This is a genomic window from Lacticaseibacillus sp. 30, assembly GCF_053819265.1.
The window spans coordinates 13,108-39,136 of the sequence record NZ_JBSOQX010000008.1 but is presented as its reverse complement, the minus strand read 5'-3'; the positions used below and the strand labels follow the sequence as shown (position 1 = coordinate 39,136).

At 46.2% G+C, this 26,029-nt stretch carries 29 protein-coding genes and 1 tRNA gene; 11 read left to right on the top strand and 19 right to left on the bottom strand.

Annotated elements, in window-relative coordinates; genetic code table 11:
- Nucleotides 1-6: 6 nt before the first annotated feature.
- Together ACWPAB_RS07065 and ACWPAB_RS07060 are read right to left on the bottom strand one after the other, a co-directional pair.
- The gene (locus ACWPAB_RS07065) at nucleotides 7-801 is read right to left on the bottom strand and encodes a hypothetical protein (RefSeq protein WP_003584827.1); all 795 of its coding nucleotides are present in this window, start codon (nucleotides 799-801) and stop codon (nucleotides 7-9) included.
- The gene (locus ACWPAB_RS07060; protein ID WP_003571221.1) at nucleotides 802-1,968 is read right to left on the bottom strand and encodes a YncE family protein; all 1,167 of its coding nucleotides are present in this window, start codon (nucleotides 1,966-1,968) and stop codon (nucleotides 802-804) included.
- 223 nt (nucleotides 1,969-2,191) lie between these two features.
- Here ACWPAB_RS07060 and ACWPAB_RS07055 point away from each other — a divergent pair, with 223 nt between their 5' ends.
- Together ACWPAB_RS07055 and ACWPAB_RS07050 are read left to right on the top strand one after the other, a co-directional pair.
- Nucleotides 2,192-2,566 (top strand): YxeA family protein, encoded by a 375-nt coding sequence (locus ACWPAB_RS07055; protein ID WP_003566940.1) that lies wholly within the window; start codon nucleotides 2,192-2,194, stop codon nucleotides 2,564-2,566.
- A gap of 68 nt (nucleotides 2,567-2,634) precedes the next feature.
- Nucleotides 2,635-2,958, top strand: coding sequence for a DUF4870 domain-containing protein (locus tag ACWPAB_RS07050; RefSeq protein ID WP_003566944.1), 324 nt, complete (start codon nucleotides 2,635-2,637; stop codon nucleotides 2,956-2,958).
- A gap of 71 nt (nucleotides 2,959-3,029) precedes the next feature.
- On the opposite strand, the gene cydC is transcribed toward ACWPAB_RS07050, so the two are convergent.
- From cydC to ACWPAB_RS07025, 5 genes are all read right to left on the bottom strand, one after another.
- A complete protein-coding gene (gene cydC, locus ACWPAB_RS07045; RefSeq protein ID WP_003584829.1) occupies nucleotides 3,030-4,757 on the bottom strand; it encodes a thiol reductant ABC exporter subunit CydC in 1,728 nt (575 codons plus the stop codon).
- Nucleotides 4,738-6,480 (bottom strand): thiol reductant ABC exporter subunit CydD, encoded by a 1,743-nt coding sequence (cydD, locus tag ACWPAB_RS07040; protein WP_003571227.1) that lies wholly within the window; start codon nucleotides 6,478-6,480, stop codon nucleotides 4,738-4,740. Before cydD ends, cydC begins: the two co-directional genes overlap by 20 nt.
- Nucleotides 6,477-7,490, bottom strand: a complete 1,014-nt coding sequence (gene cydB / locus ACWPAB_RS07035) for a cytochrome d ubiquinol oxidase subunit II (RefSeq protein ID WP_003584830.1) — start codon at nucleotides 7,488-7,490, stop codon at nucleotides 6,477-6,479. The genes cydD and cydB overlap by 4 nt, the downstream gene beginning before the upstream one ends.
- A complete protein-coding gene (locus tag ACWPAB_RS07030; RefSeq protein WP_003584831.1) occupies nucleotides 7,487-8,911 on the bottom strand; it encodes a cytochrome ubiquinol oxidase subunit I in 1,425 nt (474 codons plus the stop codon). Before ACWPAB_RS07030 ends, cydB begins: the two co-directional genes overlap by 4 nt.
- Nucleotides 8,912-9,149: 238 nt before the next feature.
- Nucleotides 9,150-10,454 carry a pyrimidine-nucleoside phosphorylase gene (locus ACWPAB_RS07025; RefSeq protein ID WP_016382081.1) on the bottom strand — a complete coding sequence of 435 codons (1,305 nt, stop codon included), beginning with the start codon at nucleotides 10,452-10,454 and terminating at the stop codon, nucleotides 9,150-9,152.
- Nucleotides 10,455-10,728: 274 nt separating this feature from the next.
- Here ACWPAB_RS07025 and add point away from each other — a divergent pair, with 274 nt between their 5' ends.
- Together add and ACWPAB_RS07015 are read left to right on the top strand one after the other, a co-directional pair.
- Nucleotides 10,729-11,748, top strand: a complete 1,020-nt coding sequence (gene add / locus ACWPAB_RS07020; protein ID WP_003584833.1) for an adenosine deaminase — start codon at nucleotides 10,729-10,731, stop codon at nucleotides 11,746-11,748.
- Nucleotides 11,749-11,966: 218 nt separating this feature from the next.
- Complete coding sequence (locus ACWPAB_RS07015; protein ID WP_003566960.1) at nucleotides 11,967-12,209, top strand: hypothetical protein; 243 nt, start codon at nucleotides 11,967-11,969, stop codon at nucleotides 12,207-12,209.
- Here ACWPAB_RS07015 and ACWPAB_RS07010 read toward each other — a convergent pair whose 3' ends face one another.
- A complete protein-coding gene (locus tag ACWPAB_RS07010; protein WP_016382082.1) occupies nucleotides 12,210-12,698 on the bottom strand; it encodes a hypothetical protein in 489 nt (162 codons plus the stop codon).
- A gap of 125 nt (nucleotides 12,699-12,823) precedes the next feature.
- Between ACWPAB_RS07010 and ACWPAB_RS07005 the strand changes: the two genes are divergently transcribed.
- The gene (locus tag ACWPAB_RS07005; RefSeq protein ID WP_003566964.1) at nucleotides 12,824-12,994 is read left to right on the top strand and encodes a hypothetical protein; all 171 of its coding nucleotides are present in this window, start codon (nucleotides 12,824-12,826) and stop codon (nucleotides 12,992-12,994) included.
- 103 nt (nucleotides 12,995-13,097) lie between these two features.
- On the opposite strand, the gene ACWPAB_RS07000 is transcribed toward ACWPAB_RS07005, so the two are convergent.
- From ACWPAB_RS07000 to ACWPAB_RS06990, 3 genes are all read right to left on the bottom strand, one after another.
- Nucleotides 13,098-14,018: a DMT family transporter gene (locus ACWPAB_RS07000; protein ID WP_003566966.1), complete on the bottom strand. Its 921-nt coding sequence runs from the start codon at nucleotides 14,016-14,018 to the stop codon at nucleotides 13,098-13,100.
- Between the two features lie 30 nt (nucleotides 14,019-14,048).
- Nucleotides 14,049-14,663: a DNA-3-methyladenine glycosylase I gene (locus tag ACWPAB_RS06995; protein WP_003588566.1), complete on the bottom strand. Its 615-nt coding sequence runs from the start codon at nucleotides 14,661-14,663 to the stop codon at nucleotides 14,049-14,051.
- 285 nt (nucleotides 14,664-14,948) lie between these two features.
- Nucleotides 14,949-15,395: a universal stress protein gene (locus tag ACWPAB_RS06990; protein WP_003566971.1), complete on the bottom strand. Its 447-nt coding sequence runs from the start codon at nucleotides 15,393-15,395 to the stop codon at nucleotides 14,949-14,951.
- Nucleotides 15,396-15,704: 309 nt separating this feature from the next.
- Here ACWPAB_RS06990 and ACWPAB_RS06985 point away from each other — a divergent pair, with 309 nt between their 5' ends.
- The 4 genes from ACWPAB_RS06985 to ACWPAB_RS06970 all read left to right on the top strand — a co-directional run bounded on the left by ACWPAB_RS06985 (nucleotide 15,705) and on the right by ACWPAB_RS06970 (nucleotide 18,942).
- Nucleotides 15,705-16,094: a helix-turn-helix domain-containing protein gene (locus tag ACWPAB_RS06985; RefSeq protein ID WP_003566973.1), complete on the top strand. Its 390-nt coding sequence runs from the start codon at nucleotides 15,705-15,707 to the stop codon at nucleotides 16,092-16,094.
- A gap of 226 nt (nucleotides 16,095-16,320) precedes the next feature.
- Entirely contained in the window at nucleotides 16,321-17,109 is a 789-nt protein-coding gene (locus tag ACWPAB_RS06980) for a tyrosine-protein phosphatase (protein WP_003584839.1), read from the top strand.
- A 285-nt stretch (nucleotides 17,110-17,394) separates the two neighbouring features.
- Complete coding sequence (queG, locus tag ACWPAB_RS06975) at nucleotides 17,395-18,537, top strand: tRNA epoxyqueuosine(34) reductase QueG (protein WP_003584840.1); 1,143 nt, start codon at nucleotides 17,395-17,397, stop codon at nucleotides 18,535-18,537.
- 39 nt (nucleotides 18,538-18,576) lie between these two features.
- Nucleotides 18,577-18,942 (top strand): hypothetical protein, encoded by a 366-nt coding sequence (locus ACWPAB_RS06970; RefSeq protein ID WP_003566980.1) that lies wholly within the window; start codon nucleotides 18,577-18,579, stop codon nucleotides 18,940-18,942.
- Between the two features lie 81 nt (nucleotides 18,943-19,023).
- Here the strand turns inward: ACWPAB_RS06970 and ACWPAB_RS06965 are convergent, their stop codons facing one another.
- The 5 genes from ACWPAB_RS06965 to ACWPAB_RS06945 form a co-directional block, all read right to left on the bottom strand.
- Nucleotides 19,024-19,560, bottom strand: a complete 537-nt coding sequence (locus ACWPAB_RS06965; RefSeq protein WP_003571251.1) for a biotin transporter BioY — start codon at nucleotides 19,558-19,560, stop codon at nucleotides 19,024-19,026.
- Between the two features lie 138 nt (nucleotides 19,561-19,698).
- Complete coding sequence (locus ACWPAB_RS06960; RefSeq protein ID WP_003566985.1) at nucleotides 19,699-20,103, bottom strand: MerR family transcriptional regulator; 405 nt, start codon at nucleotides 20,101-20,103, stop codon at nucleotides 19,699-19,701.
- 215 nt (nucleotides 20,104-20,318) lie between these two features.
- The gene (locus ACWPAB_RS06955) at nucleotides 20,319-20,792 is read right to left on the bottom strand and encodes a flavodoxin (RefSeq protein ID WP_003584841.1); all 474 of its coding nucleotides are present in this window, start codon (nucleotides 20,790-20,792) and stop codon (nucleotides 20,319-20,321) included.
- Between the two features lie 11 nt (nucleotides 20,793-20,803).
- Nucleotides 20,804-21,844 carry a zinc-binding dehydrogenase gene (locus tag ACWPAB_RS06950; RefSeq protein ID WP_003584842.1) on the bottom strand — a complete coding sequence of 347 codons (1,041 nt, stop codon included), beginning with the start codon at nucleotides 21,842-21,844 and terminating at the stop codon, nucleotides 20,804-20,806.
- Between the two features lie 158 nt (nucleotides 21,845-22,002).
- A complete protein-coding gene (locus tag ACWPAB_RS06945) occupies nucleotides 22,003-22,656 on the bottom strand; it encodes an SDR family oxidoreductase (protein WP_016382176.1) in 654 nt (217 codons plus the stop codon).
- Nucleotides 22,657-22,881: 225 nt separating this feature from the next.
- On the opposite strand from ACWPAB_RS06945, the gene ACWPAB_RS06940 reads away from it, so the two are divergent.
- A complete protein-coding gene (locus ACWPAB_RS06940; RefSeq protein ID WP_012491880.1) occupies nucleotides 22,882-23,133 on the top strand; it encodes a hypothetical protein in 252 nt (83 codons plus the stop codon).
- A gap of 69 nt (nucleotides 23,134-23,202) precedes the next feature.
- Here ACWPAB_RS06940 and ACWPAB_RS06935 read toward each other — a convergent pair.
- Nucleotides 23,203-23,274, bottom strand: a tRNA-Asn gene (locus tag ACWPAB_RS06935).
- Nucleotides 23,275-23,504: 230 nt separating this feature from the next.
- Here ACWPAB_RS06935 and ACWPAB_RS06930 point away from each other — a divergent pair.
- Nucleotides 23,505-24,065: a class I SAM-dependent methyltransferase gene (locus ACWPAB_RS06930; RefSeq protein ID WP_003606616.1), complete on the top strand. Its 561-nt coding sequence runs from the start codon at nucleotides 23,505-23,507 to the stop codon at nucleotides 24,063-24,065.
- 97 nt (nucleotides 24,066-24,162) lie between these two features.
- On the opposite strand, the gene ACWPAB_RS06925 is transcribed toward ACWPAB_RS06930, so the two are convergent.
- Both ACWPAB_RS06925 and ACWPAB_RS06920 read right to left on the bottom strand, forming a co-directional pair.
- Complete coding sequence (locus ACWPAB_RS06925) at nucleotides 24,163-25,197, bottom strand: RlpA-like double-psi beta-barrel domain-containing protein (RefSeq protein WP_016382177.1); 1,035 nt, start codon at nucleotides 25,195-25,197, stop codon at nucleotides 24,163-24,165.
- Between the two features lie 210 nt (nucleotides 25,198-25,407).
- Entirely contained in the window at nucleotides 25,408-26,028 is a 621-nt protein-coding gene (locus tag ACWPAB_RS06920) for a type 1 glutamine amidotransferase (protein WP_003599692.1), read from the bottom strand.
- Between the last annotated feature and the right edge of the window lies 1 nt (nucleotide 26,029).

The following is a 26,029-nucleotide window of genomic DNA, read 5'->3' as shown; positions in this document are numbered from 1 at the left end:
ACATCACTACCCTAACATCACTGCCAGCCCTATCATGACGTGCATCAAAATAAATGCACTCAGCGTCACCACCAAAATGTTCCGCGAACGTCGATAGACCCAGTATAGTGGCAGCTGTGCGATCAACCCACTGGCGATATTGACAAAGACATGCGGTGCAAGCGGTGTAGTCGTCACAACAGCCGTTACGGTCAGCGCCAAGAGATAAGTTAAAAACAATGCCCAACGCCGATGTTTAGTCGCCAATCGACTAAATAACTGTTGACTAGCTAGGAAAATCATCACCGCAGTTAATTGCGTTGCAAGCGTCATGAAAAAGGCGCGGAAACTAATGAGGCTAAAAGCACCTAAGTTACCAAACTGGGCGGCCTCCAGCGTATTGACAAAATCAACGCCAAACCGAATTGGCACCAAGTCGCCAAGAATCCCGCCAAGTGTGGTCGCAATCAGGTACAAAATGCCATAAGCGAAAACATACCAGATATCCCGCCAACGAAAACTTGCAAAAAGCTGACTCAAGCCATCCCAGCCAGCTGCCCATACAGCGCCAGCAAAAATGATGGCACAGTAAAGAACGCCGCCGAACACGACAACGGCTCGAGTCCAGCCATTAGCAACATTCAGAAAAGTGGTGCCGGACATGTTGAAAAATCCGCCAATCGGATTGCGTGTATAAAAGAGCAGATAGGCAAACAAAACAACCGAGAAGAACTTCAGCCAGTTATTGAACGTAAAATGTGGTTCAGTTTGACTAAAAGGAACTGGCCATTGTTTGCGTTTAGCTAATTTTGTTGCTTCCAATTATTTCTCCTCCTTTAACACAAGTTGAACGAAGCCTTCCAAGTTCATTGAGAGGACCCGGTCTAATTGATTGGTACTGCGATGCCGATAAGCATACGCCGCCGATTCAAACATCATGTACATCCGCCCATCATGCGTGCTGATCTGTTCTAAGTGCGAAGGCATATCAAACGTGTCAATCGCATCACTAGCGCGGAAGATGGTCTTCTTAGGATCGGTTTTAAAGATATATAACGTCGAGTTGCCACCACCATAAGATTGCGACAGAATCGTATAATCCCCATAAAAGGCCATCCCTTGGATTTTCGATAAAATGTCTTGATGCAAAACGGATTGTGTTAACACGTCAAATTGATTCGAGATGCTGGAGGTGAGGCTTTTCCCAACAACCTGCCCCTTATCATTTAAAGGATAACGTTGAATGTTACCTTTTCCGGTTGGATTAAAGAAGCCGACGAACAGCGCATTTTCGTAATAAGTGACAAAAGAAGCTCGGCTAATATTGCCAAGTTGGGCGCGTTGAGAATAAGCCACAGCCTTGGCTTTCTTATCAACATTGTAAGTCAAGGCTGTTTTTAGCTTGATTGCAAAAACTTCAGCCGCATTGTTCCGGCGTCCGCAGATCCAAATGTTATCGTTTTTGGCATCATAAGTTAACCCACCAACATGGGGACGGCCATTCAATACCACTGTGTTAAGCAACTTACCGGTTTTCAAATCCTGAATATACATCACTGAGTTATGAAAACCGTCATGATCATATGCTGTGGTTAATAAGTAATCACCGGCCACCGTAACGCCTTGTGGGGTCATGGTTGTACAAACTTCAACTTCGCCGGTTTCAGCATTGAGTGTTTTCGTTGCCTTTAGACCAGATACTATCGGCTGACTGCTATATTTAACATTGAATTCGTCTGGCGTATAGTTAAATGTTTTAGCGTCTTTAACCGGGCCTAATCGAACCATTAAATCCAAGCGTTTAAACTTTTGCAGCGTTTTTTCGAAGCGACTTTCTGAATATAAGCTGTCAGTGTTGGTCTCTGTCCGTGACGTGTTCGGCTCAACTTGGTAACGTTTAACCGTCCCAATCCCCCAGCCAAAGCCGCCAATAAAAATGATAATGAGTACCAAATCGACAATCAAAATCATGAGATTTTGGCGACTCAATTTTTTCTTCCCATCCCTATTCAAAATACGTTCACCCTTCACGTTCTATAATCGTTATATCAATGTCATCATTATAGCAAACCTTGCTTCTGATCCGCATCACATGACCTTTTGTTTAACAAGGTTTCCTTATAAGGTAATCGAGTCATTTTAATGTTCGAATGAATGATATTATTGTTATAATTTATACAATAAGTTGCATATACACCGTTTGGGAGGGGATATGAATATGAAAAAAATCTTGATTGGTATTGGCATCTTCATTGGCCTCGTCATTCTTGGCGGTGCAGGGTTTTACGCTTGGTATACTCAAAGCACCCCTTATTACACCCAGATTACGACGACAGGCAAGAAGTTTGATGTTATCGATGATGAGACCGGTGCTGCGCGGGATATTGATTATGCCTATACTCAGATGGCCTATGATGAAAAAGGCCACGGTACAGAGGTTGATTTCAACGGTCACAAATCTCGGCCTTTGAAAATGCAAGCTTATCTCCGCCTCGATTACAGCACGCGTCGAAACCAAGTGATTAGTTGGGAAGCCGTACCAAAGGAAAAGGTTCCTAAAGCAGCTTTAGCAAAATTAAATCGCTAATTAAAAAAGGTGCGCTGGCGCAGTTTGAAACCTGCGCCAGCGAACATATTTACAAGGAGATGTTTATTATGACGAATGAACACAAAGTTTTACGTGGGTTGTCTTATATTTCGGTCATTTTTGCCCCCATTCTCTTTCCAATTCTCGTTTGGATTTTCACCCCGCAAGGTTCCGTCACACGGGACACAGCTAAACACGCACTTTGGCTGCATATTATTCCCACCCTACTGAGCATCTTTATCTTTATGATCATTGGCGGTGTCGGTTTCTTCACAAACAGCATCAACGCAACATCCGCCGTTTCACTTATCTTGCTACTTGTTGCCATGGTCGTTGACATTGGGATGGTAGTCTACAACATCTACACAGGCATTAAAATTATCACTTCCTGATTAACCACTCAATATCGCCAAAAAAGGGCGCCTCTCGTCATGAGAAGCACCCTTTTTGGTTTATCAAAATTTCACCGTAGCCCCGCATCCAAAGCATACAAGTTCTGATACCGCTCGTCGTTCTTAGCCAAGTGACTAGGGGTATCATTCATCGTCAAACGGCCATCTTCAAGAAAAATGACGCGATCAGTTTGATTGACGCCTTGCAAATGATGCGTCACCCAAAGAATGGTTTTGCCTTGCAATACTGTGAACATCGTCTCCAGCAAAGCCTGTTCCGTAATTGGATCAAGGCCGACTGTCGGTTCATCCAACAGCACAATCGGCGCATCCTGTAAAAGAATTCGAGCTAGCGACAAACGTTGCCGTTCACCACCTGAAAAGCCGAAACCTGCTTCCTCGACACTGCTGTTAATACCATTCGGCAATTGGGCTACGAGCTGGTCTAACTTGACTGCCTTAAGAGCAGCGGCAACATCAGCATCGCTGGCCTGCTCATTGCCTAAGCGGACATTGTTGACAATCGACGTGTTGAATAAAAACGGACTTTGATCCAACACGGCAAAAAGATTGGTGCGATGCTGCTGATAAGTCAGGACATCTTGACCGTCGACCAACACGTTGCCAGTTGTCGGCGTTAGATCACCAAGTACCAGTTGCAACAACGTGGTTTTGCCCATGCCACTGGGTCCGAGAATCGCAATTTTCTCGCCGCTGTGAACGGTTAGATCAATATCGGTAATTAATTCAGGATCTTTTGGCGTGTATTGAAAACTGAGATGCTGCAATGTCATCTCTTTGAACTGAGTCGGTACTGCTTGTTGTTGCGGTAATTGTCGCGTGACCGGCTGCAAATCGTTGAGATGACGAATCGCATCGCGGTATGTCGGCCATTCGCCAACCCCTTGTGCGATACCGGAAAACGCCTGATCGAGTGGGAAAACAACCAGTACAAACGCCCCAACCCAGTTAGCACTCGCTTGATTACCGGTCCACTCAAGGTTTGTCCAGATCAACATACTAATGACAATTAAGACAAACAGCAGTTGGCCGACAAAGTCTCGGCGCCATTGAAACCGCTTGGACTTCACCGTCGATGCGGCCAACTTTTTAGGCGCCGCCAGACTTTGAGACATAAAATCCTTTTCGCGATGAGTAATGACCCAATCGGACAAACCGAGCACTGAATCCGTCAATGAGACATAGGCATCATGATTCAATTGCTTTTGTTCTGCCTTTCGAAAACGCTCAACTACCAGTCCCCACCAAGGCAGAATCAATACTTGAAACAACAGCAACAACATAATCCATAGTGCACAGCCCCAGTTGAACCAGCCTAGCAACAAAGTGGCAATAACCGTTAGACCAGCGCCGACCACAGTTGGGAAAATCATCCGCAAGTATAGATTCTGAATGTGACCAATGTCATCGGCGAGCAAGCCTAGAATATCGCCGGTTTGATGATGTTCGGACACAAAGGCAGCATCAGTTTCCAACACTTTGTACAATTTTCGCCGCATGTGGCTAGTAATGCGCAACACCCAGTTGTGACTGGTCAACCGTTCAATGTATTGAAACACCGGTCGCCCAATCCCAAAAGCGCGGGTCAAGACAACCGTGACATAAATAGCTGCAAACAATGGCTTCGTGGCACTTTTGTCAATCAGAAAACCTGACGTGAACATCAAGGCACCAGCAAAGACAAAGGTCATAACCCCCAGAATTAACGACCAGAAGAGTAAGCCGCGATAGCGTTTCAAGTCTGGGCGAACCCAGTGCTCATTTTTCAACCAATGCATTGAATTCACCTCGCATTTCGTGCACAAGGGCCTGATACGGCTTAGAATGTGCCGCCAGCTCACTTGGGGTCCCTTCAGCAATGATCTTGCCACCATCAACCACAATCACGCGATCCATTTGGTTGAGCCAGTGTAGCCGATGAGTCGCAAAAATCACGAGCCGGTTTTTGAACAGCGGCACAAGCGTTTCTTTTAACTCGGCTTCAGTTTCAATATCCAAATGGGCAGTTGGTTCGTCAAACAACCAAATCGAGCGATTCGTATCAATCAAAGTCCGCGCCAACGCAATTCGTTGGGCCTGACCGCCGGAAATACCACGGCCGCCTTCCCCGATTCTCGTTGCATAGCCGTCTGCCAAAGTTTCGATCCAATGACTCAACCCCGCCGCCTCAGCTGCCTGTTTCACATCTTCATCTGACGCATCCGGCCGATAAAACCGGATATTGGCAGCGATCGTATCCGCAAATAGATACGGATCTTGTGGGATATAACTCAAATGATCTTGCCAAGCTGCTTGGGTCATATGCGGTACCTTCGTTCCTCGAACCGTCATGGCAGCTTTTTGCGGCTGCAAGAAACCGCCAATCAAATTGAGTAATGTTGATTTACCTGACCCGCTAGCACCGATAATCGCTACTTTTTCCGTGCCGGTAAACTGCAGATTAGCATCTTGAATGCCCGCGCGTTCATTTGGATAGGTGAAATCGAGGTGGTTAATGGTTACCGTATCCTGAGCCTGCCACCTTGAAAAAGCCGGTAACACATTGGTATCAGTAGGTAATGGCTGATCAATCACTTGCCAAATCGCCTTCATCGCATTTTTGCCATTCAAGGTGGCATGGTAGTCAGTCCCAAAATCACGAATCGGCATGAAATATTCCGGTGCCAAGATCAGCGCAACCATTGCTGGATAGAGTGGAATCGCACCATCCATCAACTTGATCCCGAGGAAAACCGCAACAACTGCAATCGACAAGGTGGTGAAGAAGTCTAGCGCAAACGTTGAGAGCATCGCGATGCGCAAGACGCCCATGGTTTGTTTTCGATAGTCTTCCGACACATCGTACACATTATTCGCGTATTGCCGACTAATCCCCATCAACTGCAAAGTTTTTAAACCACGCAAGGAGTCAATGAAATGATTGCTCATCTTTTGAAACCCAGCATATTGGCTTTCAGATTTATCCTGTGCTGCCAAGCCAAGAATCACCATGAACAAAATGATGATTGGAAACATGATCAGCAAGGTGAAGCCAGTTAACCAGTTTTCGTACCAAATATAGGCAACTAAAACCCACGGAATAATACTCATGTTCAGGATTTTGTTCAAAATCAGTTCAATATAATTTTCGGCTTCGGGAATGCCATCCAGCGCCATCGTGACCAAATTACCGGTTCCTTCCTTGGCAACGGCAGCCGGCCCCAAGGCATACAAGTGCTTGAGCAATTGGGCTTGTAGCCAGGCCGAACTAGTCATGGCAAATCGTGCCCCGATGCGATTGCGCACCCAAACAATGAGCTGACGAATCACAAAGGCAGTCGCAAAAAGTCCTAACGGAAGCCATAAGCCAGCTAAACTTTGCCGGTTCCAAGAATGAACGATCCCTTCAGCAAGAAATTTTCCTTGTAATAAAATAACAAAAGCTTGCACGAGCGCAAACCCGGCAAGCATTGTCATAATTCGTTTCATTCCCGAAAGGCGCATGAGCGTCTTATCGATCATTCACTAACCGCTCCTTTTGCTTGAATCCGCTTGTGGAAGACCACATAGCTCCAGATGAAGTATGCCAAGGCAATTGGCAGCAGAATCACAGCGACAATCGTCATAATGGTCAGCGTCAACGGACTAGCACTGGCGTCTTTTACCAAAATGGACATAGCCGCATCTTGGCCAATCATAACGCGTGGGAACAAGCCGTTGAAAATCACACCGACAACCCCGACAAGCCCTAGGGCACTGCCAACAAATGACAACACTTCATTATCTTTAAGCACGCCAACATGAGCGGCAACTGTCGAGCCGACAATCACAACCAAAATCAACAAAGTGCTGATTGGGCGTTCTTTGAAGAAGTCGGTCATAAAGAATAGAAGGACAGCGAAGACAATTTCACCAGCATACAACAAGTAGTACAACTTGCTGTTCCAGTCACGTGCACGCTTGCGCAAGTCGCCAGTCGTTTTCAGACGAATAAAGTTTAAACCGTGCATGAGCATCATCAAAGTGACCGCAACTCCGCCGACAATTGTCAAAAGGTTGATTTGATTACCTAAAGTAGGATAAACATCACCAGCCTTGGTAATTGGTAACGGTTGAATGATCGCGGTAAAAATCATCCCTAAGATGAACGGTGGGATTAAACTGCCGCAAGCCAAAGCCCAACGCCAGATATTTCGACCTCTTTTGGTCTCGGCATGTGCAGCAAATTCAAACGACACGCCGCGAACAATCAAACCGAACAACACAAGGAAGAACATGATGTAAAACCCCGAGAAGAGGCTGGCATACCACATTGGATAAGAGGCAAACATCGCGCCACCAGCTGTAATCAGCCAAACTTCGTTCCCATCCCAATGTGGGCCGATTGTGGCAACGAGTTGATCTTCTTCGTCAGAGTTACGCGCCAATAGCTTGGTTGACATACCAACCCCGAAGTCAAAGCCTTCAAGAACGAAGAAGCCGCTGAAAAGGACAAACAATAAGAAGAACCACAAAATCTGTAACCAGCTCATTTTGCGAACGCCTCCTTAGCAAACGGATCACTGTTGATCCCGTAGTCAGTGTTCAGATCGCCTTCAGGACCCTTCTTAAGCACGCGATGTGAGTAATAAATCATGACACCGCCGAGCAAGGTGAAGATCAAGAAGTAGCAAATGTTAGTGAACAGTAACTGTCCAGCTGTCGTTGTCGGCGAAACCGCATCGGCAATTGAATACAGGCCGTAAACAACCCATGGATACCGACCAAGTTCAGTGATAAACCAACCAGCCGTATTAATGATGAATGGGAGCCACAGCGCAAAGCCGAGAATATACAATAGCCAACGCTGATTAAGCAAAGTATCTTTCTTCTTCCGGCTAAACCAGAGACCTAGAACGCCGAGCAGGAACAGAAGAACGCCACCGCCAGCCATGACCCGGAAGCTCCAGAACAAGGTTTTAACCGGCACATAATAGTCCCTGTCTTTGCCATATTTAGCTTGAAGCTCCTTATTAGCTGTCTCCATGCCTTTGACTGCGCCGTTCATTTTATGATACGACAGCAAACTTAATAGATATGGCACTTCAATGTTGCCAGTGGTCGTATGATCTTTAGTATTGATTAATTCGACAAGCGTCCACGGTGCTGGATCACTGGTATCTTTATAAATTCCTTCAGTTGCCGCAAACTTCATCGGCTGATCTTTAATGATGAATTGTGTCTGCAAATCACCAAAACCGATTGCGCATGCAGAAGCGATGGTGCCAACAATCAAGCCAACTCTAAGAGACTTCTTGTAAAAGTCAACTTGATCTTTTTTAAGCAAACGCCATGCGGCCATGCCGGCTACAGCAAAGCCAGCCGTCGTAAAGGCACCAAAAATAACATGCGGAAATTCAACCCACAGTTGCGGATTCGTGATCACAGCACCAAAGTCGACTAGTTTAACCCGACCCGTTGCTTGATTAATCGCAAAACCGGTTGGATGCTGCATGAAGGCATTCGCCGACAGAATCCAAATGGCTGATAGCGTGGTACCTAGCCATGTCATCCAAATAAAGATAGCGTGAACAGCCGGTTTGAAACGATCCCATGTGAACATCCACAGACCAATGAAAGTCGATTCCATGAAGAATGCCAGTAACGCTTCAATCGCCAGTGGCACCCCAAAGATGTCACCCATGAACCGTGAATAATTAGACCAGTTCATGCCAAACTGAAATTCTTGAATAATACCTGTAACGACCCCAACCGCAAAGCTGAGTAAGAAGATCTTGCCCCAGAACTTGGCCATCTTCTTATATGTTTCATTCTTTTTGCGCACATACATCGTTTCCATAATGGCGGTAACAAGCCCCATACCAATTGAAAACGGCACAAAGAAGAAATGGAAAACGGTCGTCATCGCGAACTGAAAACGAGCTAGCGATAATACGTCCATTGCCAATAGCATATGTTTTTCCTCCCTTACTAGATTGATTCCAATCTAAGTATACCCCTGAGTTTTATTTTTTAAAAACCAAAAACCCAAAAAATAGCATTGAAATAATGCTTTTCAGCATCAACATTAAATCAAAACTGTTATGATATGCAGCTGTATGCTTAATTGACGGCGTTTCGGCCACCAAACAAATATTAGCTAAAACCATTTTGAAAACACCTTTGAAAACGATGGAAGAATGAAAACGTATTTAGGGGCGAATCACTTCTTGAATCAGCGGCGTTTTTTTCGGCGCTTTATCGCCAATATGATAAGCGTTTCTGATCATGTTGCTGATAGCGTCAACGTTCTCGGTGTCGGCATGCAGCGTAACCAACGTATCGCCTTTGGTCACAGGTGTCCCCAGTTTTTTATGCAGAACAAGCCCTACTGCCAAGTCTAAAATATCATCTTTTTTCGCTCGACCGCCACCAAGTTGCATCGCTGCCAAACCGAGAGCATTTGTGTCAATTTGGTCAACAATGCCAGATTCGGCAGCTTTCACAGCAATTCGATACTTAGCTTGTGGCAGTTTGCGTGGATCATCCACTACTGAAGCATCCCCGCCTTGTGCTGTGATCAATTGCTTGAAGGCATTCAACGCACGCCCGTCACGCAGCGCATCTTCGGCTAAGCCGCTGGCAATCTCTAGACTTGCCGCCTTGCCGCCAAGCACCAGTATCTGTGCTGCCAACGCAACGGTAAGATCATGGACATCTTTCGGACCACGATTTTTAAGAATGGCAATAGATTCCGCAATTTCCAGACTATTACCAATCGTAATGCCCAGCGGTTGGCTCATGTCTGTCAACAAAGCCACACTTTTAACCCCAGCGGTTTTGCTGATACCCACCAAGGCTTTGGCCAACGCCCGCGCATCTTCGATGGTCTTCATAAATGCGCCATTGCCGACTTTTACATCAAAGACCAAGGCATTCGTACCACTGGCTAACTTTTTACTCATGATCGACCCCGCAATCAACGGAATCGATTCAACCGTACCTGTGACATCGCGCAAAGCGTAAATCCGTCGATCTGCTGGCGCAACCTCGCCGCTCGCACTGATAATGGCTTCATTGATTTGCTGTACCTGCTGCTTGAATTGGGTTTCGCTTTCCGCAACATTGAAGCCAGGAATGCTCTCAAGTTTGTCCAATGTACCGCCCGTGTGACCAAGACCGCGCCCGGAAATCATCGGCACCGGCACACCTAGACACGCAACCAGCGGCGCCAAAGGAATACTAATTTTGTCACCGACACCGCCAGTACTGTGTTTATCGACTTTAATACCCGGAATATCGCTCAAATCAAGTACGTCACCGGAATGCAGCATTGCAAAAGCAAAATGGCTGCGTTCCTCTGGCGTCATACCATTAAAATAAACCGCCATCAGAAAAGCACTCATCTGATAATCCGGAATTGCTTTTGCCGTATACTGTTCAATCATCCAAGTGAGCTCTTCATTGGTTAAAGCTTTGTGATCACGTTTTTTCGTGATTAAATCGACCATGCGCATCTCTCATCACCCTTTTCCCAGTTATTCATTCCATTGTACCGCGTCACGCGCCGCCTATGTTAAACTCTAAACAATCAGAGCGTGAACCAGCCCGGTCAGAAACCGGAGTGTAAGCGGGCCTGAACGTGATGACCGGGTTTGGGTCATTGCGTTCAGGGTCCTTATACGCAGGTCTCTGGGCTGGTAAACGCGTTTAAAAAGACGCGAACCAATCACCCCTCGGTCATGCCGACCACTCTTTATTGCCTGCGAACTTGTTTAGGAGGAAAACTCGATGGACTTTCAAACATTACATCAACTAAGCAAAACCGAACTACATTGTCATTTAGACGGCTCATTGTCGTTAAGCTGCATTCGTCAGCTCGCGAAAATGATCGACCGAAAATTACCGGCGACTGACGACGAGCTGCGACGACTGGTTCAGGCACCAGCAGATTCCGAGAATTTAGGTGATTATCTCAAAGCCTTTGACTTCGTGGCCCCCTTGCTGCAAACCAAAAAGGCCTTGCAACTCGCGGCCTACGATGTCGTTGAACAAGCGGCTGAAGAAAACGTCCGCTATATCGAAATTCGCTTCGCGCCCGTATTTTCCCTAGCAGGCGGATTATCGCTGGTCGAAGCAACGCAAGCCGTCATCGAAGGCTTGCACCAAGGCATGGCAACATATGACATCATGGCGAAGGCCTTAGTCTGTGGCATGCGACAGTTGCCCAACACCGATAACCAAACAATGTTTAAAAACACCGCCCCACTACTTGGTTCAACACTCGTAGGCGGTGACTTTGCCGGCAACGAAGCTGATTTTCCAACGAACGTGTGCGCGCCGGCCATTAAAACTGCTCAATCTCTTGGCGTGCCGCTTACGTTTCATGCCGGCGAATGTCATTGCCCGCAAAACATTGCTGAAGCGGTACGACTCGGCATTCCGCGGATTGGCCATGCCACCGCTTGTTTTGATCAACCGGCACTCATTGAGAAAATTGTTGAAACTGGCACCACAGTTGAACTTTGCCTCACGAGCAATCTCCAAACGAAAGCCGCTCGGACACTTGCTGAGTTTCCGTATCAGGCGCTTAAAAAAGCTGGTGCCAAAATCACCATTAACACTGATAATCGAACAGTCTCGAATACCACGTTAACCCAGGAATATCAGCGTTATCAGCAAGCTTTTGGTACAACAGCAGCTGACTTTTTAGCATTCAATTTAAACGCCATTGATGCAGCTTTCATTCCTGATGCCGATAAGAAATCATTACGCGACCAGTTACATCAAGATTACGCAACTTATTGTTAATTTTCCCCAATTAAAAGACAAGCCATGATCACGACTATTGCTTGTCTTTTTTACTGCAGTTAACCAAGGCTTTGCTGATCAGGCGCTTAATCATTGCTTAATGAAAGCGCCACAACTTCGTCACGAATAAAGCCCAAATTCACCGCACATTCATCCCGCCAAAGCCACAGCCCCTTGTTATGCTGATTTTATCAACAAACGAAAGAAGGATGATGCATATGTTGATTAATCAAACCGATGTCATCGCAACCCAATTACAACAAATTGCTTACCCGTATATTAACGCCATTACTGAAACCGGCGTCCCGATCACAATTACAACCAATCAAAAACAGCGCGATGACCCCGCCTTTTGGCAGAGCATCAGCGCTATCCTGAAAGCTCGTTTATGGGTACCCGTTTCAAAGAAGTACCATGAATTAACCGACCATGACTGGCTGGCGACACCAGAAATGCCCTAACTAAGCTTGATAACTTGAAAAGGCCGTCGCAGCAAGCAGCAAGGTCAACACAGCATCTGGTGAAAGTGCCGCACTGACTGTCTCAATATGGCCGCTGGTTGCGACTGCGCCAATCACTTCAAGCCCGTACTTAACAATATTCAAGTCACGCTGCGGGGTATACCCACCGTCAAAAACGGGTTCATGATTGTATGTAAAATTCAACTGATCATTTTTGATTGAGCCATCCACATGGTTGACCATGATACGGTCATGGGTGGCGGTCAATGGCGCATTGTCATCTGGCAAGTTTAACTTGTGATCAGATTCAATTGTATAATAATCGGCCTGCTTCATATGCAAGTATTTCTCAGCTGGCTTCTTGAGCACCTTCAAATAATCCACAATTGCGTATACTTTGTTGGGGTCAAGCTGGGTTTTCTTGGCCATCAGGTCATCATTATGCGCCTCAAGCCAGTCTGCTAAATTACTGATACTAAATTGATCCATGTTGTGCCTCCATATTCGTTGCTAATTCTTACGCCAGTATAGCATGGTCTTCAAGTCTGGCGAAGCGGGATTGTCATAAACTTGTTACACATACTGTTATATAATAGTGGTGGGAGATGAGGATGATGCTGAGCAATCGCGAGCCATATCCAATTATCGATTATTTAGGCCGACCTATCAAGTTGTCACTGTTTGTGACCTATCGATTACGCATTAAAAACGGCTATATCCTTGCACTGCGCCGAAATCAACATCAGCAAGTGATCCCGAACCTCATGGCCAAGAATGCGAGCTGATTCGGTTGCGGCAACAGCCACTGATGAACGGTTACTAATTGGCTAGGATGGTGTGTATCAATGCACCATCCTTTTTTGATGGCGCCAGATGCGGCATGATCGCTCAGTCCGGGGAGCGATCTTCCAACTTCGGTCCATGCGGCGTCGCCATTGCCATCATGGCGACTGTCAAAATAATAATAACGCCACCCAAGATTTCCGCAAACCCCATATGCATGTGTAAGAAAACGACTGAAACAACCGTTGCACCCAACGGCTCAAAGGCGTCTAGCAACGTGGCTGCCGTCGGAGAAATGAACTGCAAGCTCGCAAGGTAAACCGAATAAGCAATGATGGTGCCAAAAATCACAATGAACCAGTAACCAGCCCAACCTGCGTGATCTAAATGCGGTATTTCCTTCCAAAAAGGATCAAATACGTCAATCAACAAACCACCAATCAGTTGCGCCCATGCCGTGACGACAATCGGCGAGTGGCGGTGCAACAAACCTGCAGGCAATAAGGTATACGCCGCTGCCGCCAATGCTGCCATGATACCCCAGAAAAAAGCATTCGGCGAAATGGCCAGATGAGTAAAATGCCCTTTGGTAACAACCAAAGCCGTCCCCATCATGGCAAAGCAAATCGTCACAATATCAATTCGTCGCGGCTTTTCGCGCAAACGCAGCGCTAAGAATATCAACACAACCACCGGTGACAGATATTGCAAAATCGTGGCAGTTGCAGCATTGGCTACTGCAACTGCCTTAAAGTAAATATACTGCATCCCGATCATGCCAAACAGAATAAATAGAATTAGCTGCAAGGCATCACGAGTATTCCGCCAAGGTGCTAGAATCGCTTTACGCTCTTTCCAAAAAGCCACGAGCATCAAAACAATTCCGGCGATAATCATCTTCGAACTAATCAGCCATGAAACTTTAATGCCTTGATCAAATAAGGCCTCGCTAATTGGACCAGAGATTCCCCAAAAGCTTGACCCTAAAATTGCTAGAAAAATTCCCCACAGTCGGACGCGCTTCACCAGTCTTGCTCCCTCTTGGGCCGATTCGGATCAGTCCTGCATCACAACATGATCATCAATTAATCCGGCGCCTTGCAAATAATTATACACGATTACCGGCCCTACGAACGCAAAGCCGTTATTTTTCAAATCCTTGGCGATTTTGACCGATAAGGCACTTTTGGTCGGAATTTCCGCACGCGACTTAGGTCGATTGACCAACGGCTTGCCGTTCACAAAATGCCATAAATAGTGATCAAGGCTGCCATACTTTGCCTGAATTTTTAACACAGCTCTGGCATTGGTAATTGTTGCCTCAAGTTTCTTACGATTGCGAATGATATCTTGCCGCTGCAATAACTGCTCGACGTCTTCTTCATCCATAGCAGCTACTTGTTTAATCGCAAAATTATGAAAAGCATCGTTAAAAGCAGCGCGCTTGCCAATGACTAGTTCCCAATTCAACCCAGCTTGGAAAATCTCAAGGGATAACAACTCAAATAACTTTTGATCATCATGAACCGGCACGCCCCATTCATGATCGTGGTACGCGCGCATAGCTGGTGACATTTTGGCAACCCAATCCGTATAACGCTTACGTTCCTGATACCGCTGCAATGCTGCTTCTGTCTTGGCCTCTTCAGCGTGATCATTTGGTTTTACCATTGTCCAGCACCTCCATAAACTTGCATAGGCTTCTCTTTTACGGATACATTACGCCGCGCTGGCAGGGATTGCCAGTGAAGATGCTTGCAAGGCGAGATCATGCGTTCACCAGTGCAACGCTGGACAGGATTGCACAGGTGAACGCGTTCGCAGCCACAGATGCCTACATAATAAGGACCTTGAACCGAACTGGTCACTTACACTCTGTTTTCTAGCCGCTCCTGTTCGCGCTTAACAAAAAAACCGATAACAAGTTTTGTCATCGGCTCACAAACAATCACTTACCTATTTAGTTTTAACGATCAGGACATCGCAAGGTGCCGTGCGGTTGACATATTCCGTGACAGATCCGACAAGGACGCGTTCTACAGCGTTCAAGCCAGTTGCACCGATCACAATGAGATCATTGTGATGGTCGTGCGGAAAATCAGTTGCAATTACCGTCTTGGGATTGCCAAACCGAATGTGAATATCAAGATCATCCAGACCTGCACTTTTGGCTTGATCTTTCAAATTATCTAAGTATTCCTGTGCATCTTGCGTCAACTGATAAACCGCATCGCCGGAAATCATGCCGCCGTAACTGCCAATAAACTGTTTGGTATCAAGCACATTCAAAACATCCAAGTGGGCTCGGTTGGCCAGTGCAACCTTAATGGCCTTGTTAAAAGCTAATTCTGCTTCCTTCGAGCCATCCACCGGTACGAGCAAGCGATCATATTCTTGATCCATTCCGCTCACATCCTTACTTTCTGATTAACTTAAGCATAGAACGCCGAGGAAACGAATACAAGAAATAAATTTGAACACTTAACATAGTAATCTATCGCAAGACCCTGTAAAATAAGACTCAACGGCAGGCTTTACTGATGCGCGTACTGAATCTGATCGAACCCGGTTATTATTTATTAAAATATGTTTTATTTCCGTGGGTTTATGATTGATTTAATACGCATTAATGCTATATTAAAGTTAGTGAGCTTGCATTCTTGAATTTAAGGATTCGGCGCCAAAAAAAATTGAAAGAAATGTGGTGGAAATATGATTACAAATGGTGTTGGCAGCGTGCTGCGACAGATCCGAAAGGGTCGCGGCGAATCAATCGTCGAAGTTGCAAAAGCAACCCATACTTCCCCAGCTAGTTTTACTAAGTGGGAAAACGATCAAACAATTCCGAGTGAACGGAGTATTCGCAAACTTGCAGAATACTATAATACAGATCCGCTCGAATTATTGAGTGTGGCTTATCCGGATAAATATGCTCAGAAGCAAGAAAACGAACAACCGGTCGGTGATGGTCCATCAATCCGTGTTGAGGACTTGTTAGGCAACAACTCAGTTCTGACATACAATGGTGTTCCGCTTGCGGCGGGCACCAAGTCGCTGGTAGCGGCTTTCATTGCCGGATTAATTATCGCTCAGCCTGAGTAAAGTTATTCTTCAAAAAAACCGTCATTTGACGGCTTTTTTTGACCCTTCTGATACGCTCAGTCGACATGCCTTATACACGTATAACCCTTGAAAACAATGCATTCTCGCTCACTCATAAAAGCACAGCCTAATGCCCAACTAGCTGGAAAACTTAAGGATGCATTGCCGGTACCAACAACTTTCGCGTATACTGGAGTCAAACGTTTTCACGATGGAGGAATTAAATTTGGAACCCAATGTTCTTGACATTAAAAATGGACTTAACTTTCGCGACCTCGGCGGCTATAAGACAAAATCCGGACAATTAGTCAAACCTCAGAAAGTCATTCGCTCTGCTAAGTTGAGCGAGTTATCTGACGAGGATTTGCAATACCTTTCCGATTACGGGCTCATCGCCGATGTCGACTTTCGCTCACCCGAAGAACAAGCAGCTGAGCCCGATCGATACCCAGAACACGCGACCTACCATTTTGTGCCGGTTTTCCCAACAGACGAAACCAAGAGTAGTGAACAGGCGGATGCCTTGCAAAAGAGCTTCTCACGTGATCCGCACGCAGGTTTTGAAAACATGGTTAAAACCTACGCCGACATCGTCAAAATGCCTTCTGCACAAAAGGCTTATCGTCAATTCTTCGACATCCTCTTAAGTAACGATGACGAAAATGGTGCTGTTCTTTTCCATTGCACAGCCGGTAAAGATCGAACCGGGATGGGCGCGGTATATCTACTTTCAGCCCTCGGTGTTGATGGTCATACCATTCGCCAAGACTACCTCGCGACAAACGATCTCATTCAGCCGATGGTCGAAAAGAATTTGGCAGCTGCTCGTAAGCATGGCGCAACTGATGCTCTTCTTGCCAACATTCAAGATCTCGGCACGGTTTCGGGTGCTTTTCTTGACAGCGCCTTAGCCACGATCGATGCTGAATATGGCAGCATGCGCGACTATTTGCAAGATGAATTAAAGCTGACCCCCTCTGAAAAACGGGATCTCCGCGAACTTTATCTACAGTAAAAAGCTACGCGAATGAGTTACAACAGTTGATGGCTCAATCAGACAATATCTTTGAGCACATCTATTAAGAAACTGGGAAAACACCTCTGTTGAGTCCCGCAAGCGCGGTGTTCTTTGACAGGCGATGTTTCAGTCCCGGTTTCTTTTTTAATTATGCGTGATCACTTTCTGCGTTCTTAACGATACTGATAACAACAAAAAATAGCTAAATTTAATCGGCATCTTTGCGTTCCTACTCTAACTTGGCTAGAATAATGACATCAATGACGTTAAGAGGTGACCGGGATGGATTTAAAAATGATGATTAAAGCTCATGCTAAAGAGTTGGGAATCGACAAAATCGGCTTTACGACCGCTGATAATTTTGCCGCGCTCAAACCTAGCTTGCTCGCACAAAAAGCGGCCGGTCACACCACTGGCTTTGAACATCAAAATATTGATGAACGCCTATATCCTGATAAAATTTTTGACCAGCCACAAAGTATAATCGCAATTGCGCTAGCGTATCCGGCTAAAATCCATGAGCGACCGCCGCGAACAGGACCCAAACGTGGCCGATTTGCGCGGGCCAGCTGGGGCATTGATTATCACACTGTGCTTGATCGAAAAATGGCGTCACTTATCAAGTTTATTAAACGAACGGCAGAAACTGATCCTAACTTACGTTTCAAACCCATGGTCGATACAGGTGAATTAATCGATGTTGTCGTTGCGCAACGCGCCGGCCTCGGCTTTATCGGCAAAAACGGTCTACTCATCACCCCTGAATTTGGTTCGTATGTGTACCTCGGTGAGATCATTACCAATATTAAGTTTGCCCCTGACGAATCGATGGCCTCACAGTGCGGTGATTGTACTCGCTGTATTGATTTTTGCCCGCCAAAAGCCCTGCTTGGTGACGGTCGCATGAATGGTCAACGCTGTCTTTCCTATCAAACCCAGACTAAAGGCTACATGGATCCAGAATTTCGGCCCATGATTCGCAACGTCCTATACGGCTGCGATATCTGCCAGCAGGTTTGTCCGTTTAATAAAGGCAAGGATTTTCATATCCATCCAGAAATGGAACCCGACCCGGAAACGGTATTACCGGAACTGATTCCAATGTTAACGCTGACCAACAAGGACTTTAAAACGCGCTTTGGCAAACTGGCTGGTGCTTGGCGCGGCAAAAAACCACTGCAACGTAATGCCATTATCGCACTGGTCAACCTGCATGACCGCAGCGCCATTCCTCACTTGCTCGAGGTCATTGAGCATGATCCGCGACCAATGATTCGAGCAACTGCAGCTTGGGCCGTTGGTGAATTACAGCCATCGTCTAATCCTGAAATCGAGACTTTTCTCAAAACGGCCTTGGCAAAAGAAACGACGCCAGAAGCGCAAGTCGCCTTTCAGGATGCACTTGATCACCTAACCCAACATTGAGCATGTTATAATGACTCTTAAGAATACGAGGTGCCTATATTGAAACTATATCAAGGACTCACTCAGGTGCAGGTCAATGAAGAAATGGCCGATGATACACCTGACTTCACCATTACCACCGATCTAACCAAACCGTTGCACTACTCACCATCGGAACTTTACCACTACTTGGATGCGGTCTTAAAACCCGGTAGCCGGCACGATCAGAATAATCTGAAGTATGTCACGGATGCTGCCTTCATCGGCGAAAATTTTGATTTCAACTCAATCCCTTACACTGCTAAGCTAAAGGATTTTGAAGAAAAAATGGCATTTGCTCGCAACCTTGTCAGTGATCTCAATCGTCACGTCAGCGTCAATCTGAATACAAAAAATCATACGTTTGAACTTTTATTCGTTGATTAAGAAAAAATAAAAACCGTTGTTCGGGAAGTTTTCCCCGACAACGGTTTTTTTGTACTTTCAATTTAAGCAGGAATCTGCTATCTAGCGCAAGGCCGGGATCACAGCTGTCAATTGTTGAACAACCAACACACTGAGCGCCATCTTGAGCAAGTCACCAGGAATATAAATCAAAACACTCGCAAGCGCTGGGACAAAGCCCAAACTGGTAGTCGCAGCTAACCACGCGGCACCCAGAAATTCCGTCAAAAGAACCCCACCAAATGTCATACCCAGTACTTTGGTTAACCAAAAATCAGGTTTCAGATAGTGCGTTATGGCCGCATATGCTATCGGTGTCAACAACCAGCCGTACATGAAACCAGCAGTCGGTCCTAAGAAAATAGCAATACCGCCTCGACCGCCTGTCAATACTGGCAAGCCTAATGCTGCCAATGCCAATAACATACCAATTGTGATCGTTGCTGGCCGCGTTGGTAACAACATTGCAACCAACATAACACCCATGTTCTGCAAGACAATCGGCACACCAAGAAAGCCAACAGTGATCGGTGGCGCAAAGGCCAAGCCAATCAAAACTGCCAACAATAGTCCCATCCGTGTCAAAGTTTTTGTTTGCATGAAGTCACCATTCCCATCTTATGTTTCACTTAGGATACCATATCGTGACGCCATGCAGTACCAAAAATCGTTCAGGGCATGTCTCTTTTGTGTTCTTTTGCCGAAAAATCGCCTTTTTGTGGCTAAAATACCCGATTGTTACTTTTCTTCGGTCAATTTACCTTCATAGGCCAGTTTCTCGTTTTCGTAGCCCAGCATGTGATCTTCAAAATGATCAATTTTATAGTCTAGGTAGCGAAGAGTCTTGTTAATATTATCGCGCCGTTCAATCAAAGCATCACGTTGTTCAATAAACAAAGACTTTCGGGCTGCAATTGTTTGATCGCCTTCCCGTAAAAGCTTAACAAACTCGGAAAGCGATTCAATCGACATCCCAGCCTTACGGAGAACCATGATGTAATAAACCCAGTTGACCGCATGTTCATCGTAGTCACGATAGCCACTCTGATTCCGTTGAATTTCAGGCAATAACCCAATTCTTTCCCAGTAACGCAATGTATCCTTTGTCAGATTAAACTTTTTACTAACTTCATCAATTGTCACGCTTATCGCTCCTTCAACAGTCTTAGCAGATCAACGCCATGATTATCTGGCATTCACCCGCAAACTAAGTTCAGTGGTCTAATACCGATCACAACGGACTTTTGACTCAGATAGTCAAATGATCCTTTGCATGATGTGACTCACCATGAGCTCCAATCAATACCTGATAAACCTTTGTCCAAGCATCTCAAAATTTTTAGCACACCAAGACGTTTCTACAACGTTGTCAGCCATGCAGAGATTTCGGCCTTCTTTTGGGCGACATTGTCACCCGCCATACCAAATCCTTGTTTGACTTGCAGTTGCCCAGCTGCCTGTTTAAACGCCTGTTCATAGGTGCCGGGTGTGCCAGCATCGGTATAAAAAGGCCTGAATACAGCTCGACTGCCTTGCACCTGTTTTAGAAAACTCAAAACTGGTGTTGATGGCGCTGCCGACCAAACCGGACCACCAACCAAGATCGTTTCATAACCGGTCAGATCAGGAATAACCGTTGTCAGATGCGGTAAATTTCCGGACGCTACTTGGTGTTTTGCCCGACCAGAGGTGTCATACATATCTGACGAAAAAGTTTGCTCAGGAACACGTAGAGCTAACAGGTCTGCATCTGTCGCCTGTTGTAAATATTTCGCCAATGTAGCAGTATGCCCTGACCATGAATAATACACAATCAGTACTTTACTTGCCATGACAGTCTCCTTTAACCTTCAACCACGATTAGTGACTTAATGGCCTTCCGCTGATCCATCGCATCATAAGCGTCTTGAATATGTTCAAGATCAAAGCGTTGCGTGAAGACTTTGCCTGGGTGAATCTCGCCATTCAAGACGGCTTTGAGCAGCAATTGTTTGTCATCTGTCGTGACCGAAGCGATCCCCCCACGCAGACCAATATTTCGCCAGAACAGATTATTCGTGTTCATCTCTGGCTTTTGAGGTACGCCGACACGACCCACAACTGCGCCTGGACGACCTACTTTAGTGGCAGTATCCACTGACTGTTCAGTGCCAACACATTCAAGCACAGCATCAGCACCTGCGCCGTTCGTCATTGCTAAGACTTTCTGAACTGCTTCATCCCCACGTTCGGGTACAATATCAGTTGCGCCAAAAGCAATCGCCATTTTTTGCCGGTCTTCATGCCGACTCATCGCAATGATGCGCTTAGCACCGCGTAACTTGGCAGCAATGACGCCGCAAAGGCCAACTGCCCCGTCGCCCATGACAACAACTGTATCGCTTTGTTTAACCTCGGCGCTTGCAGCAGCATGATAACCTGTCGCCATGACATCAGCCAGTGTGACAAATGAATTCAACATCTCATCTGAATAATCGCTCGGCTGACCCGGAATTTTAACCAAGGCCCAGTTTGCATTCGTGAAACGTAAATACTGCCCCTGATAGCCACCATTGCCGCCTGCTTCCTGATTCATGCAATCACCATCAAAACCGGCAAGACAAGCCGCACAGTGACCGCAACCATGTGTAAACGGCGCAATGACAAAATCACCGACATGAATATCATGAACTTCAGCACCAACTTCTTCCACAATGCCAATCGCCTCATGACCAACAAGACTATTAGCGTCTCGATGTGAGATGCCGCGGAACCACCATAAGTCTGATCCGCACACACTGGCTCGAACAATCTTGATGATTGCATCAGTTGGCTTTTGAAGCTGCGGTTTTGGTACATCTTGTGTTTCGACTTTACCTGGTTCTAAAAAAACAGCTGCTTTCATTTGAAATACCTCCTAAATGTGAGCGCGAGCCAGCACGATTACCAACCGGCGTGTAAGTGACCTTGGGCGCGATGGTCGCACTTTGACCATTACAACCAAGGTCCTTACACGCAGATTGCTGCGCTGGCGAGCGCGTTATCGTGAGCGCTTTTCCCCAGTTAATAAACCGGTCGATCTGATCCGGCCGTATCAGGATCGGCAATCCCGACACTGTCGTTTTTCAAATAATCAGGATCCGCAATGATCTTAAGCACCACGTCGGCCACACTCTTGCGTGAACCCGAAACTCCGACATAAGTTTCATCTTTATGCGTCAGTTGATACTTAACGTCACGATCATTTAGCCAAGGTAGGCGTAAGGTTGTGTAGTCGAGACCCGACTGTTCAAGAAGTTGATCTGACTTCAGAGCTGATGGTAACCCATTGCCGATAGTCGCCTTGTTCCACTTGCCAAAGGTGCCTGGAACTTCGTCATAGATCCCGAGAACATTCGTATAAATCACCCGCTGCACATGACCAGCCTTCATCCCCGCAATGACATTTTGGGTTTGTTGGCTGCCTTTGCTATGATCAACCACGCCGACAAATACAAAATCCTGGTCAACCATTGCTTTTTTGACATCATCCAACCGATCAAGACTGCCCTCAACCAGTGCGACCCGCGGATTTTTCGCCAACTGCGCCAAGCGTGATTGATGGCGTAAGAACAAGGTTAAATGTACATTGGCGAATTGATCATCGTTGAGAATTTGATTTTCAATCAGTCGTGAAATCTGGCCGTTTGCAGCCATTATCAAAATATTCTTTATCAAAACATCGCCTCCATGTAGATGTGCATCACTTGCTTGAGTTTTCCCCGTAAACTGATATCGCAGTCATCACTGCCGAATCAGCTATAGGGGGATCACCCCAGTCAAGAAAAACGTTATCTGTATCTAATTCGTTTATGGCTGAATCAATAAAGATGCCATGATCGTGGCCAAGTTGCGTTATCTAAACCTTACTTCTTACGAACAAAGGCTATATTAAACCTTTGTGTGCACTCCAATGCAACCACAATCATCATCATTGTTTCGCTAATGAATGTGTTGTTGTCGCTCAATTTACGCAAACTCAATCCAGAGGCTAACTTTGGCCTGTTGTATGCCACACCTACCGTAATCGTCGCCCTTGATTTATTGCTCAAGCTAGTCGGTCTCCTTATTTCTGTGACCATTTTCCCAGCCGCAATGGTGCTGTCAATCTTATTGGCCAGCCTTCTATTGATTTTCTTTCCAAAATCAGCATGAAACAACATGGCACTTTATGAAAATTTGCAAAAAAATAGCTGTGAACGAAATTTCGTTCACAGCTTTCGACTGCCCAGGCTGGATTCGAACCAGCGACCCTTTGATTAACAGTCAAGCATTCTACCACTGAACTACTGGGCAATGAGTATGTATAGTATATTCTCATGTTTCTTAGAAAAATGCAATATTTTTCGTCTTTCTTTTTTGCCATTTCCCTTTAAAAATTTAAAAATAGTTTTGACGTGCGCAGTATGACCACAAAAACACTGACAGTCTTTGGTTATCGCTCGATGAACCTGCATAGTGCCCGTGAAATGGCCGCACGCTGACAAGCAGTTTCATCTATAATAAAGGTGAAAGGTCGTGAACCTATGGATGCTCCTTACCCGAATATGCAAGATCTGCCTGATTTGCCGTCTGAATCCGGCAACGATCAACCAATATGGCAAGCACTTGCCAAAAAAATACCCTCAGTTGCCGATCGCCGTGTTCTCGTCATTCATTGCGGCGATGGTTGGTTTTGTCGTCATGCCCTCAACGGCGGTGCCACCGCGGTTCTCGGTATTGACACCGATGCGGTTGCCATTCAAGATGCCCGCGCTGTTGCCAGCTCCGATCGCTTACGTTATCGCATCATGCCGGATAAATGGCTAAAACTGTTAACTGGACCATATGATCTCATCGTCGGCTCATTTGATCAATCACCAGAGGAGCTACGTGCCATGACTCATGTTTTAAGTGCGCTGCTTAGTCCTAAAGGCCAACTTATTGCCGCTGTTGCACCATCAAAGCAGCCCATTAGCGATGATCTCGCAGTTGATGAACTGATCAGCTCACAACTTGTGATCAATCGTTGGTACCAAGTGACGGATAAGCGGCTCACCCAAACGGAACAATTATATCTGTTGCTTAGCTCGCGGGTTTCGCACTGACATCTCAAGGTGAGCAACGGTCATTGACCACTACAATTAAAATGAGCACAAAAAAAGCCGAAGCACTTGCTCCGACTTTTTTGATGCATTCATTTAATTACTGAAGTACTTCAACGGTTGCGGACAAGATCCCTGCTGCAGGAATCTGGCCACTCGGCATTGCAACATCTAACTGATTAGGATTGCCTGCAGCAAAACTACCAGTATCATTAACTGTCCGAGTCAATGTTTGACCATTGGACATGGTGATACGTAATACGGTGCCTTTAGGGAAGACGCTCAAATTAGCAGCAACGCCACTGTAGCCCATGTTGCTACCTAGAACAGCCGGATCATAGAAGCTGATCTTGAAGGTGCCTTTGTTAGTTGCACTTTGGGTTGGTTGTGACGTCTGAGTTGTCTGAGCAACTGGTTGGCTAACCGCCTGCTGTTGTACTTGTTGTTGCTGCTTTTGTTGCGCAGCTGCCTGCTGAGCCTGTTGCTGTTGAACTTGTTGCTGTTGTGCTTGCTGAGCTTGTTGAGCCTGTTCAGCAGCCTGTTGTTGTGCTTGCTGGTTAGCGTCCGATTCAGCAGCAGCTTGAACTGACGCAGCTGATTCAGCGGCAGCACTTTGCGCGGCAGCACTTTCAGCGGCGCTTTGCGCTGCTGCGGACGCAGCGGCACTCTGAGCAGCAGCGCTTGATGCTGCTTGCGCATTAGCTGACGCAGTTGCGGCCTGAGCAGCTTGTTCGGCTGGTGACGTTGTCTGAGTCGGTGCGGCAGCCGCATCAGCCTTTTTCGTCAATGGTGCCAACTGCTGCAAAGTATTAATACTCAGATAGCGTTCTGGAATCCAGCCGTGGTCTTCAGTTTCATACCAAATTTCTGCGAAGACTTTTTTACTATTCACAAATTTAACGTGTTCACCAGTTGTCACATAACGCTTAACTTGTTGACCCGCTGTCGGTGAGGTCCAAACAGTCGTAGCACCACCGTTGTAGGTAACATCAGCTTCGGTTTTGTCGCTAGCTGGTGCACTGACGGTCGCGGTTTCAGTATTCTTCGTAGCAGCGCTGACGTGACTTGGCTTGGACAATGCCACGGCAGACAGTGCAACTGCTGAGAATAATACTGTACTTAAAAGCTTTTTCATGTTCGTATTCCTCCTGGGTTTGTGTGGTGATTTAACTAACTGAGACTTAGTATAGCTATCCAGTGTTACGAACATGTATTCTGTGTGTTGCGATTGGGTTAAGTTCTATGACAAAAGATTACATTAGATGACATCCTTAACAAACTGACACTTTCTTTTTGTTAAACCAAACTAAAACGGCATCTCTGTCAAACAGATGCCGTTTCACTTCTATAGGAAGAGTCGATCCAATGTTGCTGCCAAAACCTGATGTCCGTGATCCAGTATCCCCGGATTGACGGGGCCTTGCGGTTTGCCTGCTGCCGCACCAATTTCAGCAATCATGTCTGGGGTCACTTCCAGATGGAACTGGAAGCCAACGATATGGTCATGATAAGCGAAGCCTTGCAGCGCATGCTCATTTTCGTAAAGTAATGTACTTCCTGGTAAGCGGCTCATCGCTTCCCCATGCCAGTGGAAAACATTGAGTAACGAGCCATCGGTACCGCGCACGGTGCCGATGCCTTCTTCTGGTTGCGGCATCCGATAAACATTGGCACCAAATGCTTTGGTAATCTGCTGGGCACCTAGACAAATCCCCAACACCGGGCGGCCCAATTTATTGAGGCTGCGGATCAAAATTCGTTCTGCGGCGAGCCAATCAAAGTCATCATTGACGCTCATGGGTCCCCCTAGCAAAATCAATCCATCCATCTCTGCTGGGTTCAGTTGTGCAATTGGATCCCCTTGATCAGGGCGGTAAGTGACCATGTCAACTTGCTTGTCTGCGGCCCAGTCTTTAATCGTGCCAAGATCCTCTGTATCAGTATGCTGCATGACTGTCAGCTTCATG